General features: G+C 70.8%; 13 protein-coding genes and 2 pseudogenes. 9 read left to right on the forward strand and 6 right to left on the reverse strand.

Going from position 1 to position 17680, the window contains the following annotated elements:
- The first annotated feature begins 12 nt into the window (after window positions 1-12).
- A pseudogene (locus ACFWBN_RS09280) lies at window positions 13-3119 on the forward strand (sarcosine oxidase subunit delta family protein).
- Complete coding sequence (locus tag ACFWBN_RS09285) at window positions 3112-3741, forward strand: sarcosine oxidase subunit gamma (protein WP_385172995.1); 630 nt, start codon at window positions 3112-3114, stop codon at window positions 3739-3741. Before ACFWBN_RS09280 ends, ACFWBN_RS09285 begins: the two are co-directional and overlap by 8 nt.
- A gap of 70 nt (window positions 3742-3811) precedes the next feature.
- On the opposite strand, the gene ACFWBN_RS09290 is transcribed toward ACFWBN_RS09285, so the two are convergent.
- The 3 genes from ACFWBN_RS09290 to ACFWBN_RS09300 all read right to left on the reverse strand — a co-directional run bounded on the left by ACFWBN_RS09290 (window position 3812) and on the right by ACFWBN_RS09300 (window position 8812).
- Window positions 3812-6124: an immune inhibitor A domain-containing protein gene (locus tag ACFWBN_RS09290; RefSeq protein WP_385172999.1), complete on the reverse strand. Its 2313-nt coding sequence runs from the start codon at window positions 6122-6124 to the stop codon at window positions 3812-3814.
- A 374-nt stretch (window positions 6125-6498) separates the two neighbouring features.
- Window positions 6499-7899 carry a S41 family peptidase gene (locus tag ACFWBN_RS09295; RefSeq protein ID WP_385173002.1) on the reverse strand — a complete coding sequence of 467 codons (1401 nt, stop codon included), beginning with the start codon at window positions 7897-7899 and terminating at the stop codon, window positions 6499-6501.
- A gap of 478 nt (window positions 7900-8377) precedes the next feature.
- Window positions 8378-8812 (reverse strand): hypothetical protein, encoded by a 435-nt coding sequence (locus ACFWBN_RS09300; RefSeq protein WP_385173005.1) that lies wholly within the window; start codon window positions 8810-8812, stop codon window positions 8378-8380.
- Window positions 8813-9066: 254 nt separating this feature from the next.
- On the opposite strand from ACFWBN_RS09300, the pseudogene ACFWBN_RS09305 reads away from it, so the two are divergent.
- Window positions 9067-9195 (forward strand): annotated as a pseudogene (locus tag ACFWBN_RS09305) (transposase); the annotation flags it as partial.
- Between the two features lie 26 nt (window positions 9196-9221).
- Here ACFWBN_RS09305 and ACFWBN_RS09310 read toward each other — a convergent pair.
- Window positions 9222-10613, reverse strand: a complete 1392-nt coding sequence (locus tag ACFWBN_RS09310) for an MFS transporter (protein ID WP_385173008.1) — start codon at window positions 10611-10613, stop codon at window positions 9222-9224.
- Between the two features lie 101 nt (window positions 10614-10714).
- Between ACFWBN_RS09310 and ACFWBN_RS09315 the strand changes: the two genes are divergently transcribed.
- On the forward strand, window positions 10715-11230 hold the full coding sequence (locus ACFWBN_RS09315; RefSeq protein WP_385173011.1) for a winged helix-turn-helix transcriptional regulator: 516 nt from the start codon (window positions 10715-10717) through the stop codon (window positions 11228-11230).
- A 552-nt stretch (window positions 11231-11782) separates the two neighbouring features.
- Here the strand turns inward: ACFWBN_RS09315 and ACFWBN_RS09320 are convergent.
- Window positions 11783-12385 (reverse strand): CGNR zinc finger domain-containing protein, encoded by a 603-nt coding sequence (locus ACFWBN_RS09320; protein ID WP_385173014.1) that lies wholly within the window; start codon window positions 12383-12385, stop codon window positions 11783-11785.
- Between the two features lie 155 nt (window positions 12386-12540).
- On the opposite strand from ACFWBN_RS09320, the gene ACFWBN_RS09325 reads away from it, so the two are divergent.
- Together ACFWBN_RS09325 and ACFWBN_RS09330 are read left to right on the forward strand one after the other, a co-directional pair.
- Entirely contained in the window at window positions 12541-12900 is a 360-nt protein-coding gene (locus ACFWBN_RS09325) for a carboxymuconolactone decarboxylase family protein (RefSeq protein WP_385173016.1), read from the forward strand.
- Window positions 12897-13802: a phosphotriesterase gene (locus ACFWBN_RS09330; protein ID WP_385173019.1), complete on the forward strand. Its 906-nt coding sequence runs from the start codon at window positions 12897-12899 to the stop codon at window positions 13800-13802. Before ACFWBN_RS09325 ends, ACFWBN_RS09330 begins: the two co-directional genes overlap by 4 nt.
- A 730-nt stretch (window positions 13803-14532) precedes the next feature.
- Here the strand turns inward: ACFWBN_RS09330 and ACFWBN_RS09335 are convergent.
- Window positions 14533-14916: a hypothetical protein gene (locus ACFWBN_RS09335; protein WP_385173022.1), complete on the reverse strand. Its 384-nt coding sequence runs from the start codon at window positions 14914-14916 to the stop codon at window positions 14533-14535.
- Between the two features lie 93 nt (window positions 14917-15009).
- On the opposite strand from ACFWBN_RS09335, the gene ACFWBN_RS09340 reads away from it, so the two are divergent.
- The 3 genes from ACFWBN_RS09340 (at window position 15010) to ACFWBN_RS09350 (ending at window position 17190) form a co-directional block, all read left to right on the forward strand.
- Entirely contained in the window at window positions 15010-15498 is a 489-nt protein-coding gene (locus tag ACFWBN_RS09340) for a MarR family transcriptional regulator (protein ID WP_385173024.1), read from the forward strand.
- Window positions 15499-15899: 401 nt separating this feature from the next.
- Window positions 15900-16628 (forward strand): DUF6193 family natural product biosynthesis protein, encoded by a 729-nt coding sequence (locus ACFWBN_RS09345; protein ID WP_385173027.1) that lies wholly within the window; start codon window positions 15900-15902, stop codon window positions 16626-16628.
- A gap of 151 nt (window positions 16629-16779) precedes the next feature.
- Window positions 16780-17190: a hypothetical protein gene (locus ACFWBN_RS09350; protein ID WP_385173030.1), complete on the forward strand. Its 411-nt coding sequence runs from the start codon at window positions 16780-16782 to the stop codon at window positions 17188-17190.
- Window positions 17191-17680: the final 490 nt, after the last annotated feature.

Genomic DNA, 17680 nt, shown 5'->3' on the forward strand with positions numbered 1-17680 from the left:
GGAGCCCCGACGATGCTGCTCATCCCCTGTCCCTGGTGCGGGCCCCGCGACGAGGCCGAATTCCACTACGGCGGCCAGGCACACGTGCCCTACCCCGCGGACGCCGCGGCCCTGAGCGACGAGGAATGGGGCCGGTACCTCTTCTTCCGCGACAACCCCAAGGGGCCCTTCGCCGAGCGGTGGAGCCACGCGGACGGCTGCCGCCGCTGGTTCAACGCCGTCCGCGACACGGCGACCAACGAGATCCTCGCCGTCTACCGGACCGGCGAGCCGAGGCCGGTGACCGCATGACCGCGCAGCCCTTCCGCCTGCCGCACCACGGCCGCGTCCAACGGGACCAGGTGCTCTCCTTCCGCTTCGACGGCGTGGAGTACCAGGGCCACCGGGGCGACACGCTCGCCTCCGCCCTGCTGGCCTGCGGCGTCCACCAGGCCGGTACCAGCATCCGGCTCGGCCGGCCGCGCGGGATCTTCACCGCCGGAGTCGATGAGCCGAACGCGGTCGTCCAGATCGAGGCGCCGTTCCCCGAACCGATGCTCGCCGCGACGACCGTCGAGCTGTACGACGGGCTCGTCGCCAGCAGCCTGCCCGGGCAGGGACGGCTCTCCACCGCACCGGACCCCGCACGGTACGACGCCGTACATGCCCATTGCGACCTGCTGGTCGTCGGCGCGGGCCCGGCGGGTCTCGCCGCCGCCACGGCCGCCGCCCGCAGCGGGGCGCGAGTGATCCTCGCCGACGACCAGCCCGAGCCCGGCGGCAGCCTGCTCGGCACCGGCGAGTTGCCGGGATGGGCGGCCGGGGCGGCCGCGGAGCTCGGCGCGGCGCCCGAGGTCCGTGTGCTGGCCCGCACCACCGTCTTCGGCTACTACGACGACAACCACGTACTCGCCGTGGAACGCCGCACCCACCACCTCGGCGCGCAGGCCCCCGCGTACGTCTCGCGCGAGCGGATCTGGCGGATCCGGGCACGCCGGGTCGTCCTGGCGACCGGCGCGCACGAACGCCCGCTCGCCTTCGCCGACAACGACCGCCCCGGCGTGATGCTCGCCGGAGCCGCCCGTACGTACGTCAACCGGTTCGGAGTCGTCCCGGGCCGCCGCGCGGTCGTGTTCACCACCAACGACAGCGCGTACGCGGCCGCACTGGACCTGGCCGCGGCCGGCGTGGACGTCGTGGCGGTCGTGGACACCCGGACCGAGCCGGGGGAGTGGGGGAGCCGGGCCGCCCAGGCCGGCATCGACGTGCTCGCCGGGCATGCGGTGACGGGCACGGGCACGGCGGGCGCACCGCGGATCTCCTCGATGACGGTGTCCCCCCTCGGACAAGGCGCCGCCGCCCGCGAGGTCGCCGCCGACCTCCTCCTCGTGTCCGGCGGCTGGAACCCGGTCCTCCACCTGTTCGGCCAGGCGGGCGGGCGCCTGCGCCACGACGCGGCGCTGGGGACGTTCGTACCGGACGGCTGCCGTCAGGCCGTGGAGGTCGTCGGCGCCGCGGGCGGCGAGTTCGCCCTGTCCCGCTGCCTGGCCGAGGGCCGGGCCGCGGGCGTCCGGGCGCTGGAATCCGAGGGCTTCGCCGTCCACGAGGCCCTCCCGCTCCCGTCGGTGGCCGACCGGCCCCGGACACCTCCCCGGCACCTGTGGGTGGTGCCCGGGGCCGACACCGCCCGCTGTTTCGTCGACCTCCAGCGCGATGTCACCGTCGACGACCTCGCCCGTGCGGCGGGCGCCGGCCTCCGGTCGGTGGAACACCTCAAGCGCTACACCACGGCGGGCACGGCGAACGACCAGGGCAAGACCTCGGGTGTGCTCGCCGGCGCGGTCGCCGCGCAGCTGCTGGGCGTCGACCCCGCCGAGATGGGCACCACGACCTTCCGTGCACCGTACGTGCCGGTCTCCTTCGCCGCGCTCGCCGGCCGCGACCGCGGGGTGCTGCACGACCCCGTACGCGTGACCCCGCTGCACGACTGGCACGCCGCGCACGGCGCCGTCTTCGAGAACGTCGGCCAGTGGAAGCGCCCTTGGTACTACCCGCGGCCCGGCGAGGACATGGCGGCGGCGGTGCTGCGCGAATGCCGGGCCGCCCGCGAGGGCGTCGCCGTCATGGACGCCTCCACCCTCGGCAAGATCGACGTACAGGGACCGGATGCCGCGGTCTTCCTGGACCGGCTCTACACCAACATGATCAGCACCCTGAAGGTCGGCATGATCCGCTACGGCGTCATGTGCCGCGCCGACGGGATGGTCTTCGACGACGGCACCGCCATCCGCCTCGCCGCCGACCGCTTCCTCGTCACCACGACCACGGGCAACGCGGCGGCCGTACTGGACTGGATGGAGGAGTGGCTCCAGACGGAGTGGCCCGACCTGCGCGTGCACTGCACCTCGGTCACCGAGCAGTGGGCCACCGTCGCCCTGGTCGGGCCGCGCTCCCGGGACGTCCTGCGCGAGCTGGCCCCGCAGCTCGCGGTGGACGCGGCCCGATTCCCGTTCATGGCCTGGCGCGACACGGCCGTCGCGGGGATCGCGGCCCGTGTCTGCCGGATCAGCTTTTCCGGCGAGCTGGCCTACGAGATCAACGTACTGCCGTGGGAGGCCCAGGCGTTGTGGACGGCACTGTACGAGGCCGGCCGCCCGCTCGGCATCACCCCGTACGGCACCGAGGCCATGCACGTCCTGCGTGCCGAGAAGGGCTATCCGATCGTCGGCCAGGACACCGACGGCACCGTGACCCCGCAGGACCTCGGCATGGACTGGGTGGTGTCCCGGAAGAAGCCCGACTTCATCGGCAAGCGCTCCCACACCCGGGCCGACACCACCAGGCCCGATCGCAAGCACCTCGTGGGGCTGCTGCCGGACGACCCCGCGGCCCTGCTGCCCGAAGGCACCCAACTGGTCGCCGCCGCCCCGCTGCCCGAGCCACCGGTGCCGATGCTCGGCCACGTCACCTCCAGCTACCGCAGCGCGGCACTCGACCGGAGCTTCGCACTCGCCCTCGTCAAGGGGGGCCGGGACCGCATCGGCGACAGGCTGTACGCGCCGGTGCGAGGGGAGCTGGTCCCGGTCACGGTCGCACCCGCCGTTCTCCACGACCCCGAGGGGGCACGCCGCGATGGCTGACACCGCACACGACGGCGGCCTGCTGAGCCCGCTGTCGCCGTACGCCGGACACCTCGCCTCCGCCACCCGCGCCTCGGGAGGGACGCTGCGACTGGCCGAACTCCCTTTCCTCGCCCAGGTCAACGTGCGGCTGGATCCCAAGGGCCCGGCCGCGGACGCCGTCGCACTCGCCCTCGGATTCCCCCTGCCGCTGGAGCCCAACACCGTTGCGCGGGGCGGCGGCCTCGCGGCCCTGTGGCTGGGCCCGGACGAGTGGCTCGTCGTCGGCCCGGCCGGAACGCGCACCCGCCTCGAAGCCCGGCTGCGCGAGGCCGTCGGCGACCGGCACGCGGCGGTCGTCGACGTCTCGGCCCAGCGCTCCACCCTGCTCGTCGCCGGAGCCCGGGCCCGCGAACTCCTCGCGCACGGCTGCTCCCTCGACCTGCATCCCCGCACCTTCGGCGCGGGCCGCTGCGCCCAGACCACGCTGGCCCGGGCCCAGGTGGTGCTGGTCCCGCGCGAGGGGCGCGGGCCCGGGTTCTGGGTCCTGGTGCGCTCCTCGTTCGCCGGCTACCTCGCCGCATGGCTCCTCGACGCCGCATCGGAGTACACCCTGGGCCGAGCGGACCCGACCCGGGCGTGACCCGCAGGACGGACCGCCCACCCCCACACGGGGGGAGGGCGGTCCGCTCACCGACGCCGGCTCACCGGGATCAAGGCGACCGGCTCACCTGGACCGTGGTGAGTGCGCCGCCCGCGGCCTCCTTCACCACCGCGATACGGGTCCCCGTGTCCGGCACCTTGACCCCCACCTGCGGCAGCTCCGCGTTCCAGTACGAGCCCCGGTGGTCGTCGAAGACGGACACCCCCGGACGCGACGGGACCACCGTCGGCGTGCCCGCCTTGTGCAGCACGATCCGGTCGCTCGCCCGCAGCGAGAACGGCGCGTCGAACGTCTGCGCGCGGGCGTTGAGCAGCGAGCCGTCCGCGTTCCGCAGCGGATCCGGCCGGGCGTCGACCGGCAGCAGCATGCCGCCGCCCGGGTGGGCCTTGGTGGTGTTGTCGCTGTAGGCCGTGTCCCACAGCCAGATCAGCACGCCCTGCTGGTACGGGTAGAACTCCACCTGGTCGCCGGTGAAACCGAAGTTGTACGGGCCCGTCTTGAGCTGGGCCCCGTAGCCGGTGTAGCGCCGGTTCTCCACCAGGTAGGCGCGCGGGTGCGACTCGCTGCCCGTGCGGCCCTCCGTACGCGACCACTTGACCGCGCTCCAGCCGTTCGTGCCCTGCTCCGCCCCGTCGCGCAGCAGCTCACGCCCGTCCGCGGTGATCCGGATGTCGTCGAACGTGACGCCCTTGCCGTGGGTGTTGCCGTCGGACGTGACGCGCAGCCGCAGCTGGAAGTTCCGGCCCGCGAACGCGTCCAGAGGGACCCCGAGTTCCGTCCAGCCGGCCGACGTCCCGGACACGCCCTTCGCCGGGATGGCGCTGCCGCCGACCGTACCGGGCAGCGCCGTCCAGGTCGTGCCGCCGTCAGTGGAGGCCTCCACCGTCAGGAAGTCGAAGTCCTGCTCGGTGTCGTACCAGACCCTGGCGTCCAGCCGGGCGGGCCCGGCCGAGCCGGTGAGGTCGACCGTCCGCCCGAGGGTGTTGTCCATGTAGTCCCCGGTGCCGCTCCACCACTGGCTGGCGCCCTCGTACGGGTCGGTCAGCTCGGTCCGGGTCTGCGACGGCGGCAGGTGCACCAACAGGGCTTGCGGATCCTCGGTGTTGTAGCCGGAGACCCCCAGCACCGCGCGCGTCCTGCGGCCCGCGTCGGCCTCCGTGTACTCCAGCCAGCCGAGCTGGAGCTTGCTCCACGGGTCGAGGTCGCCGGGCCATGCGCCGGTGGTGTTGCGGCCCTTGGCCAGGTACGAGCCCGAGGACATCAGCGACCAGAAGTTGACGCTGTTGTCCCCGTCCGAGCTGTACAGGTCCGGGAGCCCCAGGTCGTGGCCGAACTCGTGGGCGAACAGGCCCGCCCCGCTGTTCTCGCCGCCGGTCAGGTAGTCGCCGGCCCAGATGCCGGAGTCGCCGACCGGCGTGCCGCCCGCCTTGTTGCCCTCGGGGCCCGCGCTGCCGGCCTGGTTCCAGTACGCGAACCAGCGGTGCGCCCAGACGGCGTCCTTGCCCTGGGCCCCGCCGCCCCAGGTCTGGTCCTTGCCGGCGTGCACGACGACGAGGTGGTCGAGGTAGCCGTCCGGCTCGTCGAAGTTCCCGTCGTGGTCCGCGTCGTAGCGGTCCCACACGTCGTACTCGGCGAGCTGCGCCTTGATCTGCTCGGGCGTACGGCCCTTCGCGCGCTCGGAGTCGTACCAGGAGGTGGTGGCGTCCCGGATCAGGTCCCAGTTGGTGCGGCACTGGCCGGGCTCGGAGCAGTGGTCGGTGCCGTACCGGGCCTCGTTCCAGGGGAGTTTGACCCAGTCGGAGACCGTGCCGTCCATGTCGTAACGGCCGGAGGACTGGAGCCGGTAGTAGGCCCGCATGGACGCCGACTCGGGGTCGGTCGAGAAGAACTGCCTCTCGTAGAAGGCCCGGTCGAAGTCCTTGCGCCACAGGGTGTGGTTGTCGCTCGCGGCAGGTTTGCCGATGGTGTTGTGGCGGGGGCCGGGGGTGCCGCCGAAGCGGGGCTTGCCCTCGAACTCGGTGGTGTTGTCGACCTGGTCGCCGAACTCGGCGAGGATCACGAAGACCTTGTCCTTGCGCTCCTGGGCGAGTTCGACGTACCGCTTGCCGACCTTGGCCTGGCGCGGGAGCGTGCCGTCGGCCTCCGCCTTGAGGGCGGCGGGGCCGCCGGCGGCGACGCTTTCGAGCGCCTGGCGGCGCAGGGCCTGGCGCTGGAGCTCCAGGGGAGCGGGCGGCGGCGAGGCGGCTTGCTCGCTCTGCAGCTGTGCACCCGGGGGAGGGGTCGGGGGCGCAGTGGCGGCGAGCGCGGGGGTGGTGAGGAGGGCGAGGGATATCGCCGCTCCCACCACGGTGAGTCTGCGCAACGTGGCGTGCCTTTCGCTGAGTTGGGGCGGGGGAGTGGGATGGAGCGCAGGTAATATTTCACATGTCACAGGTGATGGATAGAGTGCGCTCCGACAAGCGCGTCGGGTTCTCCGCTTTCACCCGAACCGGAGGGAGTCGCCGTCCCGCCCACAGGCCCTGCCTGTCCCGCTCGACCACCCCGGCCCGGTTACGGCAGGGCGCGGTCAGCCTGCGCCATCCCCGGCTCTCCGCTGACAGCCAGTGCCCCGGCGCACCCACCGGGACCATGCCGGCAATCAACTCGGTTCGACCCCGCCCAAGTTCAGCGGCAAAGGTCCCGCCGATCGACGAGTTCACGGCGACGTATCACGACACCGTGATCCACAACGCAAGATCACTTTGACGACAGACCCTGGTCCCGCAGGACCTTCACGGCCCGGTCGAAGGCCGAGTCCTTGTTCTGGTCGAACTCCTCCGTGGTGAAGACCGGCTCGGTGAGGTGCGGCGGGATGCCCGCGCCGTCGAAGGTCCTGCCCGACCGGGTCAGCAGCTCCTCGTTCGGCAGCCGGACCGACATGCCGTTGGGGAGCTTGCGCACCATGACGTCCGAGAAGACGCCCTGCGTGGGCTGCCCGATCCGCACGGTCCGGCCGGGCCGGTCCAGGAGGGCCTGGGTGAAGGTCTCTCCCGCGCTGACGGTCGAGCCGCCGGTCAGCACGGCGACCGGCCCGGTGTAGCGGGGGCCCTGGGCGGGCGTGACGTACAGGGGCTGGGGGCGCGTGTGCCGGGTGGGGTCCGCGGGATCGTTGCGGGCCCGCTTGGAGTAGGCGAGGTAGGGGGTGTCGGTCAGCCGCCCGGCGATGTGGAGCCCCATGGCGTCGGAGCCGCCGCCGTTGATCCGCAGGTCGATGACCAGGCCCTTCAGGTGCCGGGTGCGCTCCTGGCTGAGGACCGTGTCCAGCGCCTTGTCGAGCTCGGCCAGCTCGGCGGCGTAGGAGGCCTTGCCGCCCGTGTAGCCGCCGAAGCCGGAGATCCGCAGGTAGCCCTGCCCGCCGGGGAGGTCGGCGTAGGTGATCCGCCCGGCGGCGAAGTCCTGGAGGTTCCGGGCGTCCTTGAGGTCGCGCTCCACGACGAACTTCTTGACCTTGGCGTCGAGCTTCCCGTCGGGTTGGACCGTGCCGGGGCGGACCTGTGCGAAGGACCGGTCGGGGTCGCCGTCGCTGTCGCCGTCGACGTCCCAGACGGCGACGTGGGCGTCGTGGAGCGGCTCCACCATCTTGCCGAAGACGGCGAAGAGTTCGGCCGGGGTCGTCCCTTCGTGGACCGTGGGCCGGTACCGGTCGCGTACGGCGTGCCAGTCGATGCCCTTGGCGGCGAAGAAGGGGTAGTTCTCCTCGAAGGACTGCCAGAAGACGTCGAAGGAGGCGAGCGGACCCCCGGGGGCGGAACGCCTGCAGGCGTCGGGCAGTTCCGTCATCCGGCGCAGGTTCCGTTCGCCGACGTCGCCGTCCTGCCGTACGGAAGCGCGGTCGCGGTCCCCGCGGGTGCGCACGGTGAGGACGGTGCCTTCGGGCGTGGTGTAGGCGCCGGGGCCGGTCCGCTGCGCGGTGTCGCCCGTGATACAGCTGACGGCGCTGGTCTGGTATTCCTGGAGGGTTCCGTTCCGGATGGACAGCACGGTGCCGTAGCCGTCGGTGCGCCAGATTCCGTCGGTGGCCGACTGGTGGGCGGTGGCGGCCGGCGCGGCTGCGCCGACGAGGGCCAGGGCGACGGCGGTGGCCGTGACGATGCGCACGATCTTGCCTTCTCTGTAGGCGACTTGCTGGGTACCGCCCCACCGTCGCCGACACGGGATCAACCGGGCCATCCGGCTGTCCGGCCGGTCGGGGGTGGGGCCAGCCCCCGCTACCCGCGGTACCCGGGACGGACACGACCAAGGACCTCCAGCGTGACCCCGGGCCCGGCACAGCCGAGTTCCGGTGTACGGCCGGCGAGGCGGCGCCGGCCGTACACCGGGCTGTCACCTCCCAGACGGTGACGCACGCCTCGCCGGCTATCCGAACAGAATTCCCGACCCAGAAGACCAGTGCTGCGGCCGGAAAGGTTTGCCGGGTCGCAGTGTTCGGTGCGGTGCATCGCAAGGGGGAGGGGTACGGCTTGTACTGGACGTACTTGGGCGGTCCGACAACGCGGCGAGGTGCCGTGCCGGGCGCCGTGACACCGTGAACCTTTCCGGTCACAGCACAAGACAGACCGTACAGTTCGGACGAGCGTCAGAAGTACAGGACTTCCGCGCCCGCGGCGCAGGTGCCCACGTAGATGTTGCCGTCGCCTCCGCGGTACAAGAGGCATTCTTTGAGCTCGATACGACGCACGTTCCCCGCAAAGGTGTACTCGCCGATGCCCACGACCGCCTGGTTGCCGCGGGTGTTCCGGACCTCTATGTCGCGGATGCCGCCGTCCGAGTACACCGCGTGGATCTTGAGCGCCGCGCCCTTGCCGTCGCCCGCCGTGTCCTTGAGCTCGCCGCTCAGGTGGACCCGGCCGTCGGCCGCCTTCCCGTAGTATCCGTGCGCCCAGGCGCCTCCGATGTCACCGCCGGTGCCGGTGACATCGAAACCGGAGCCGGCAGAGGCCGGTCCCGCGACCAGCAGCAGTGCGGCCGGGACCGCGGCAAGGGTCAGGGCGGCCTTCGTCGTGAGCTTCATCGTTCCTCCGTCGTCTGGTCCACGTAGCACGGGACGGCGGGAAATGTAGCCCGGGCGGCGGAGCCTCCTCGACCCACCCCGGGTTGATCTTCGGGCCCACCACGGGGGTAGCCGGCCTACCCCCTGCGGTGTACCCGGCCCGGCCCAGCGTCCTATTTCGGTTGAACTTTCGCGGGCGGCCCGCCCGCGGCACGCGGTGCATAGGGCGGGCACAGCGAGGAGGGACAGGTCCACCGTCTCTCGCTCGCGCTCAACTCGGAGTCCAACGCTGTGTCGTCGAGCGGACCATCGCCTGGCTCCACGGCCTCCGCCGACTCCTCATCCGATGGGAACGACGCGACGACATCCACGAGGCATTCCTCAGCCTCGCCACCTGCCTCATCACCCACCGACACGTCCAACGTCTTTGTCAGCACCTCTTGGAGGCCTCTGCGACGTCGGCCGCCTTGATGGCGGCCGGTCGCGGCGTGCGGACGAGCGGGACCGTCGCGCAGGCGGCGAGCAGGGACGCAGCGGCGACGGCGTACCAGCCGTGCCGGAACGCGGCGACAGCGTGGCCGGGGGTCGGGGTGCCGAGGATGCCGACCAGGATCGCGACGCCGAGGACCGCGCCGATCTGGCGGCCCATCGAGGTGATGGCCGAGCCGGTGGCGAAGCGGGCCGGCGGCAGGGCGGCCGCCGACGCCCCGGTCAGGACCGGGAGCGTCATGCCGACACCGAGGCCGGTCAGCATCATGCCGGGCAGGAGCGAGGCCGCGTAGTCCGAGCCGGTGTCGAGCGTTGCGGCCCACCACAGGATGCCGGCCGCGAACAGGACGGTTCCCGCCAGCGCGATGCGGCCCGCACCGAATCTGGCGACGGCGGGCCCGATCCGCAAGGCGACCGGCGGCACCAGCAGGGGGCCCGGCGCGATGGCGAGGCCGGTGCGCAGAGCCGAGTAGCCCCACACGCCCTGGCACCACAGCACTGCGCCGAGCAGCATTCCGGCGAACGCGACGGTGAACAGTGTCAGGGCGGCCGCGGCGGATGCGAATGCCGGAACCCGGAGCAGCGGCAGCTCGACGATCGGCACGGGGTGGCGGGCCGAGCGCAGCACGAACCAGGCGCCGAGCAGCACCGCGGCAGCCAGGACGCTGAGGGTGGCGGCGCTCGTCCAACCCCAGTCAGGAGCCTTGACCAGGCCGAGCGCGAGCGTTGCGATCGATCCGGTGAGAAGGGCGGCGCCGAACAGGTCGGGCAGCGGACTCTTCTCCGCCCCGGCGCGTGCGGGCGACGGCAGTACCTTGACACCGAGCGCGAACGCCGCGATCCCGACTGGCACGTTGACGATGAACACCCAATGCCATCCGGCCTCGACCAGCAGCCCGCCGGCCACCGGCCCGAGTCCGGCGGCGATTCCGCCGATCGACGCCCAGGCCCGTACCGCTCCGGCGCGCTTCTCGGGCGCCGTCGTGTCGAGCAGCAGGGCGAGCGACGTCGGCATCAGCAGCGCTGCGCCGGCGGCCTGCACGAGCCGTGCCGCGACCAGCGTTCCGACGTTCGGAGCGAGTGCGCAGCCGACCGAGGCGAGGGTGAACACCGCCAATCCGGTCAGGAAGACCGGCTTGTGGCCGGAGCGGTCGGCGACGCGGCCGGCGACTACGAGGAGCGCCGCGAAGACGATCGCGTAGCCGTTGAGGACCCAGGAGAGGGCGCCGAGGCCGCTGCCGCCGAACGAGCGGCCGATTTCCGGGAGGGCCACATTGACGATGAAGAGGTCGAGGTTCGACATGAAGACCGCGGCCGTGACCGTCGCGAACACGGCTCGGGACACCCTCTGTGGGTTTGAAATTCCAACTGCCATGGACCGGAGGCTAGCCCCCTGGGTTTGAAAACACAACGGACTCGGAGGAGGATGGGGACGTGACCTCGAATGCGAAGCAGGGCGAGAACGCGGTTCCGCACCCCGAAGTGCCCGGTCGGCCGTGCTCCGCGGCCGCCGCGCTGCAACTCGTCGGCGAACGCTGGGCCCTCCTGGCGATCCGCGAGATCTTCTACGGCAACCAGCGCTTCGACCGGATCGTCCGCAACACCGGCGCCCCCCGCGACCGCCTCGCCGCCAGACTGCGCGCACTGGAAGAGGCGGGCGTGGTCGAGCGCCGCGCCTACAGCGAGCGCCCATTGCGCTTCGAATACCACCTCACAGAGGCAGGCCGCGATCTCGCACCGGTGATGCACGCACTGCTGGCCTGGGGCGATCGCTGGGCGGTGGACACTCCGCCGGTATCCTTCCGACATCGCGGCGGACCCGGCTCCGAGCACGACCTCGATCTGACGTCGACGTGCCGGACCTGCGGCGAGGAGGTCGAGTCGGGAGGTCTCACGATCGACGTGCGGGCGCCTGGATGGGATCGCGCCGGGCCGATCGAAGGCTCCTGAACACAGCAGCGATCAGGAGTGAAGGGTCGCCTCGATGAGAGCAATCTCTGGACCGCACCACGGCCTGGCCACTGGCCGCTGAGCACACCACGGTGCGGCGCGAGTGCATCGCCGGCCGTGGTGCGCATCGCGACGCGGTCGGTGTGCACCGCGGCGGTCGGCGATGCGCACCCGGTTCTTCTCCGGGCCCTGCAGTGGTTGACGACGTCCACCTGGTAGTGCGGAGCCCGAGTCAGGGCAGGCGCGGCATGGGCAGAGGCCGGTACCGCCACCGCAAGCAGGGTGGTCGCGGCGAAAGTGCCTGCCCAGGACAGCGGTCATGCGACGAGCGCTCATGATCGTCCTAGCAGCCAAGCCTGCGAGAGGTCACGCCGGCTCGTGAGCCACGCCCTGAGTGGCCACGCCCGATCAGCGAAGGCTCCTCCCAAGATCGCGGAGGAGCCCCTGGCACGCCTCCAGAGCCACGTACGGTCACCAGCAGGCCCACCGCGGCAGAGAACTGGCGACAGTTGAATACGCGAGCTCACCAGTAGGGGACCCCCAGCAGGCAGTTCAAGCGCTTGGGGCGATCGCGTTGTCGCCGTTCGCATCAGGAGCGGCGGCGCTGCGGCGGGCACGCAGCGCGCGGACCCTGCCCCGGCTCGCACACGACGGGGACGGGCACCAACGTCGACGCCCAGGCGGATCGATGAAGACGCCCCGGCAGTCGTGTTCCGGGCAGCTCTTCAAGGCACGTCGGTCCGAGCTGCTCAGCTGGTCCACCGCCTGACGGGAGATGCGGGCCAGGGCATCCATGGTCGTCGTGGGTGGTTCGCGTCGCAGTCGGTCGTCCGCTGTCAGCCGGATCGGGTCGTCATGTTGGGACAGGAACCCGGCCAAGTCCGCCACGGCGCCTGCGGGCGGCGGCTGCTCATGGACGGTTGCCAACGCCAGGACGCGCAGGGTCTCCCGCAGCTGCCGCGCCTGTTCCAGGGCGCCATGGTCCGGTGGCCGAGCCGGGGACAGCTCGCAATGCTCCAGCCATTCAGCGAGCCGGGCAGGCGTGGCGAGCCGCTCCACCGGCTCCGCGCTGAACGAGCGGCCCTTGGTGGCGAGCAGGTTCAACCAGATGGCACCGCAATCGAAACGGAAGGCGAACTTGTCTTCTTTGGCCACGCCGACAGTGTAACGCTTCAGCCGTTACTCTTGCTCACGTCATCGTAACGCTTGAACCGTTACGAAGTTCGATGGAGGACACGACCATGGCGACGAACCCCGCACTCTCGGAGCAACTGACACAGACCCGCCTGGATCGCGATGAGGGATACCGGATGCTGAACCTTCTCCAAGACGAGGCCACCCAGCAGGCGACCCTGCCGGGACTGGAGCAGATCGCCCCCGGATACGCCGACTGGATCATCACCACCCTGTTCGGCGGCACCTACCTGCGCGAAGGGTTGTCGTTGCGCGACCGGCAGTTGGTCAACCTGGCCGCCCTCACCGCACTCGGCGGCGTGGACCCGCAGCTGACCGGCCACATCAAGACCGGGCTACGGATCGGAATGACCCGCGAACAGATCGTCGAGGTCTTCGTCCACCTGGCTCCCTACATCGGCGTGCCCAAGGCGCTGGCCGGACTACGTGTTGCGGCAGCCGCACTGGCCAACGCCGAGCAGGAGAGTGCGGGATGAGCCCGGCGATCCGGACCGTGCTCGGGGACATCCCGCCCGAAGAGTTGGGCACGTGCGACGCCCACGACCACCTGTTCATCGGTTCGCCCCTGCTGCCGGGCCAGGAACTGGACGACGCCGAAGCCGCACTTGCCGAACTGAACGCCTTCGCCGCGCACGGCGGAGGCGCGGTCGTGCAGTGGACACCCTGGGGAATGGGGCCACGAGCCGAGGAACTCCCCGCCCTGTCACGGCGGTCCGGCGTCCACATCATCTCCGCCACCGGATTGCACCAGGCAAAGCACTATGGCCAAGACGAGCTGGAAGGTGTTCGCGACGGGCTGGCCGAGCTGTTCGTCGAGGAGCTGACCAGCGGCCCCGTGAAGGCCGGGCTGATCAAGGTCGCCGGGTCCTATCACCGCCTGGACGACCACGCCCGGCACGTCATGGCTGCCGCCGCCGAGGCGCACCACGCCACCGACGCGCCCATCGGCGTCCACCTGGAGGCTGGAACCGCCGCCCTGGACGTGATCGAGCTGCTGTGCGGATCACACGGGGTCGAACCACGCCGTGTGATCCTCGGGCACCTGCATCGATTCCCGGACATCAGAATCCACCGGCAGGTCGCCGAGGCCGGCGCCTTCCTGGCATTCGATGGCCCATCCCGCGTGCACCATGGCACCGACTGGCGTTTGCTGGACTCCCTTGCCGCCCTCGCCGACGCCGGTCACGTCCACCAGGTCCTGCTCGGGGGTGACACGGTCACATCGACGGCCAGATCCACTGCGGACGGCCCAGGCATGCCGTTCCTGCTGAGCGGCCTGCGTCCGCGGATCGAGAACGAACTGGGCCGCGACATCGCATCCGTGATCTTCACCGAGAACCCGGCCCGCGCATTCGCGGCGCAGTGGCGGGAGCCATGACCCGCAAGCGGCGCCGACTGCTACACACAGTCGCTGTCACCCCCGCCTCGTCCAGGACTGGCGACAGTTGAATACGCGAGCCCACCAGTGCACGGCCGGCTAAGCAGCTGGTCCTGGTCAGGCCGGGGCTTCGTGGGCGTTGACGAGGTTCGCGTACTCGCGGCGGGCCTTGCGCTGGGCCGGGACCGCCGCGGTGCCGTCGAGGGGCCGGCAGAGGTCGAGGAGTCGCCGGTGGATCGCGGGGACGGCGGTGACGCGAGGGTGTAGCCCTGGGCGAGCGCGGCGCGCTCGGCGGGCTTCAGCTCGGCGCCACGCAGGGAGTCGACGACCTTGCCCGGCATGTCGAGGACGACGGCCGGCTCCGGGGCAGGGCGCCATGTCCGGCCACGCGGTGATCACCTTCTGCACGTTGACCTTGTTGCGGGCCTCCAGCGGCCCGTACCCCGGCCTCCGGCTTGATGCCGGGCATCTGGGCCTTCCGGAACCTTTCGTCTGGTCTCGCAGGACGCCGCCCTCGTGGACGTCGAGGAGCTCGCGGATCTCCTCCCAGGCCAAGCCGGAACCCGCACCTGAACGGCAGCGGATCGCTCACCTACGTACGTGTTCGCCCGAGGACCCCTCCGACCACGCGCCCACGGATGCGCCGCCGGCTGTTTTTCGCTGGTTGGGCCTTTCGAGGTCGGCGCGGGCGCAGGCCGGAGGCGCATCGCCCCGGCCTGCGCGCCTCGTGTCAGGCGACCGTGCCGGCGACTCCGGTGCGGCCGTCGGGGACGCCGACGATGGTCACGATGACCTGCTTGCGGACGGCCTCGCCGAGCACGCCGGCCAGTGCGTCGGTGGTGGTGGCGACCAAGCGTGCGGGAGCGTCCGTGACCTGGGGCAGGTGATACGCGGCCTCGCGCATGCTGAGGGTGACAAGAGGTGCGTCGAGGTCGGTCGGTTTGCCGCCGATGCCCCGGCGGTGCTGCGGGATGCCGATCAGGTCCACCCCGACGAGGCGGCTGAACTCCTCGCCGTAGACGGCACCGACCGCGTCGGTCAGGGCGCTGATCAGCTTCGGTTCTACCGTCCCGTCGAGGGCTTCTTCGCGGATGTGCACGCTGAAGTGGGGCATGGTGGCAACTCCGTTCACGTCGGTACGTACGCTGGAGCTCGCTTGGCAAGCCAAATACCTTTGATGACAAAGATAAGTGTGGAGGGGTGTGCGATGTCAAGGCCCAAGACGCACGACGCCGCAGAGGACGGCGACAACGGAGTCGATGACGCCGTGAGGGCCCTGCTGCTGCTCATGCCCCGGATGGTGGGCCGGGCCAAGAAGATCCCCGTGCCCGAGGTGCTGCAGTCCCTGGCGCTGGCGCCGCGCCACCTCTCCCTGCTTTCCTACCTGCTCTTCGACGGGCCGATGACCGTGAACGAGCTGGCGGCCCGACTGCAGGTCGCGCCGACGACGGTGAGCCTGCTGGTAGGCGACCTGAGCCGGAAGGGAATCCTGGAACGGCGCGAGGACGAGGCGGACCGGCGCCGTCGGATCATCGGCATCGCGGACGACCAGCAACCCGCGATCACTGCCTGGCTCGCCCCGGGTGCGGCTGCGTGGCGCAAGGCACTGGGCCCCCTGACGCCGGATCAGCGGCAACTGTTCGTCAATACTCTGCTCGCGTACGAAGCCGCCGTCAGCGGGCAGGAACAAGGCTGAGCCGAGCCCACAGGCATCGTGCAAACCCACGACCACGCCACTGCCGTCATCACCGCGTACGGGCTCGCAGAGCGTAAACATGCTGACTTGATCTCACGGGGTTGTTGCTCGCGAGGAACGCGGTGACGTCGGTGGGGGGGCATGTCGCTCCAGGCCATGGTGTCGGCAGCAACGTCTGCGGGCACGGTTGTCAGCCGTGAAGGACGGCGCGGGCAAGGTCGAGTGAGGCGTCTGCGGGCAGCGATGGGTGGCCGGTGTGGACCGCCGCTCGAATGCTCTCTACTGCTCGGGCCAGTGCAAGGTGAGGGCCTGGAGGTCGCGGAACGGGTCGTTCGGCGAACGGTCACAGTAACCGCAGTGATCGCTGTTCTCTTGGTGTCGTTGAGAGGCAGACTACGGTGATGAATTCTGATCTCTATCCTGACCTGGCTGCTGCGGGCAGCCTGGCCGCAGCGCTGGAACAGTTGGCGGCCGCTCTTGGTGTCGATGTCACGGTGGTTCCCCACGAAGGCGGGTCCCCTGTTACGGCGGGCATCGCCTCGGCAGCTTCAGGGCGCAAGCCACTGTCCGTCTACATCGGAGCAACCAGCCGTTCCTTTCTTGTGTCGGGCTGGGGCGAGGGGATCGAGCTCATTGACGGAGCCACGCCGGACCTGGCGGATGTCGTCAGGGCTGGAGTGGCGTGGGGGCAGGGCGTAAGCCTGCGAGAGTTGAGGGCCGGGCTGCCGTTTCTGCACTCCAGTGAGCGTGCCGAGGCTCACGAACGCGGACCAGCGGCAGTGGTGGAGCTGCAGTGGCGGAAGATGCGGGAGCAGGCATCAGAGGCGCCGGATTTCCCTGAGTTCGGCGAACTTGTGGAAGCAACTCATGCCGAACCGAGGCTGCGACAGCTCTATGTGTTCTCCAGCCACTGGACGCTCGGGTTCAGCTCCTGCACAGGATTCCCCTTCCGAGTGGAGGTCGCCATAGCCCCGTCGTCTCCGGGCCGGCCCTACCTCGTCCTCGAGAGCCCCCATCACCGCATCCTCGGGGAAGCCAACACGGCCGATGAAGCTGTCGCCCTGGCCGTGGCCCACCTTCCGACCGATGTCGGTCCGGCCATCGCGGGGACCGCTGGCACAGACGCGTGACGGGCGGCCCACGACGCGGCACAGGCGGTCCATCAGCTCCATCTGGATACGGCGCGGGCAACGACGCCAGGATTGCCCTTCCCGACTTCGCCGTAACCGCTCAGGCCGCGGGCGTAATCCCGGATGCGCCCCGGACGGACGGGGTGCGAGCATGCCGCATGAGCAGCACAACTGGGATGCCATGGTGGACTGCCTCGGCGACTGGCACGGGCCCGGGCACGGCAAGCAAGACGTCGCGGTGGTGATCGACGGTGCGGACCCATTGATGGGCGCGGAGTTCCTCGGTGATCTCGTGTGGACCCTGTGTGCGGGCGCTTGGCGGGCCAACTTCATGGTCGACGCCGACGGTGAGCCCCACTCGTACGGCTCACCCTTCGCCCTCCACTTCGTCTTCCTGCTCGACCGCGTCGCACCCGCTGATTTCGCCGAGGCCGCCGTCGACGACGAGGACGTGGCCGCAGCCGTGGTGGACGGGCGGCTGCTCCTCACCCTGACCGCTGAGGACACATGGGGCGGCGACCCCGTCTGGCCGCCGGCTGGATACGGATCCCGGACGCCCTAGCGGATGCGGCGAAGTGTGCTGCTGTTCCCGCGCCGTTCGCGCGGGTCGCGAGATCAGACGGGGAAGGGGGCAGCACTCCGATGGCGCCGTTATGTTGGCTGACGCACTACGGATGCTCCGCTCGTAGATGCCCGAACGACCCCGGTCGGGCGGTCAAGGATCGATGAGATCGGTCAAGGATCGCTGAGACGGGACACCTGAATGCCCCTGCCCAGGGCCTTTCGATGGGCCGAAGGTAGAGGCACCGGCCCGACCCGTGAAGGGGCGCACCATGGCAGAACCACCGACCACACCCGTGCCCACAGTGAGGCCATCAAGCTGTTTCCCCCGTCCATCCTCACCGCCCACCCCGACTGCGCGCAGTGCCAGGACTACGCCCGCCGCCGCGACACGGCGACCGGCCCCCTGCGCGGCACGGTCGTCACGGACATGCAGGTGCTCATGAAGCGCTCCGCGCACGCAGGCCACCGAAACCAAGATGCCCCGATCG

The organism is Streptomyces sp. NPDC059989 (assembly GCF_042736975.1).
GTDB lineage: Bacteria > Actinomycetota > Actinomycetes > Streptomycetales > Streptomycetaceae > Streptomyces.

What these genes read in the sequence shown, in the direction of transcription:
- ACFWBN_RS09335 (WP_385173022.1), bottom strand. Translation starts at nt 14,916, where the DNA reads ATGCCCCACTTCAGCGTGCACATCCGCGAAGAAGCCCTCGACGGGACG.
- ACFWBN_RS09325 (WP_385173016.1), top strand. Translation starts at nt 12,541, where the DNA reads ATGCTGAACCTTCTCCAAGACGAGGCCACCCAGCAGGCGACCCTGCCG.
- ACFWBN_RS09300 (WP_385173005.1), bottom strand. Translation starts at nt 8,812, where the DNA reads ATGAAGCTCACGACGAAGGCCGCCCTGACCCTTGCCGCGGTCCCGGCC.
- ACFWBN_RS09340 (WP_385173024.1), top strand. Translation starts at nt 15,010, where the DNA reads ATGTCAAGGCCCAAGACGCACGACGCCGCAGAGGACGGCGACAACGGA.
- ACFWBN_RS09330 (WP_385173019.1), top strand. Translation starts at nt 12,897, where the DNA reads ATGAGCCCGGCGATCCGGACCGTGCTCGGGGACATCCCGCCCGAAGAG.
- ACFWBN_RS09350 (WP_385173030.1), top strand. Translation starts at nt 16,780, where the DNA reads ATGCCGCATGAGCAGCACAACTGGGATGCCATGGTGGACTGCCTCGGC.
- ACFWBN_RS09345 (WP_385173027.1), top strand. Translation starts at nt 15,900, where the DNA reads ATGAATTCTGATCTCTATCCTGACCTGGCTGCTGCGGGCAGCCTGGCC.
- ACFWBN_RS09285 (WP_385172995.1), top strand. Translation starts at nt 3,112, where the DNA reads ATGGCTGACACCGCACACGACGGCGGCCTGCTGAGCCCGCTGTCGCCG.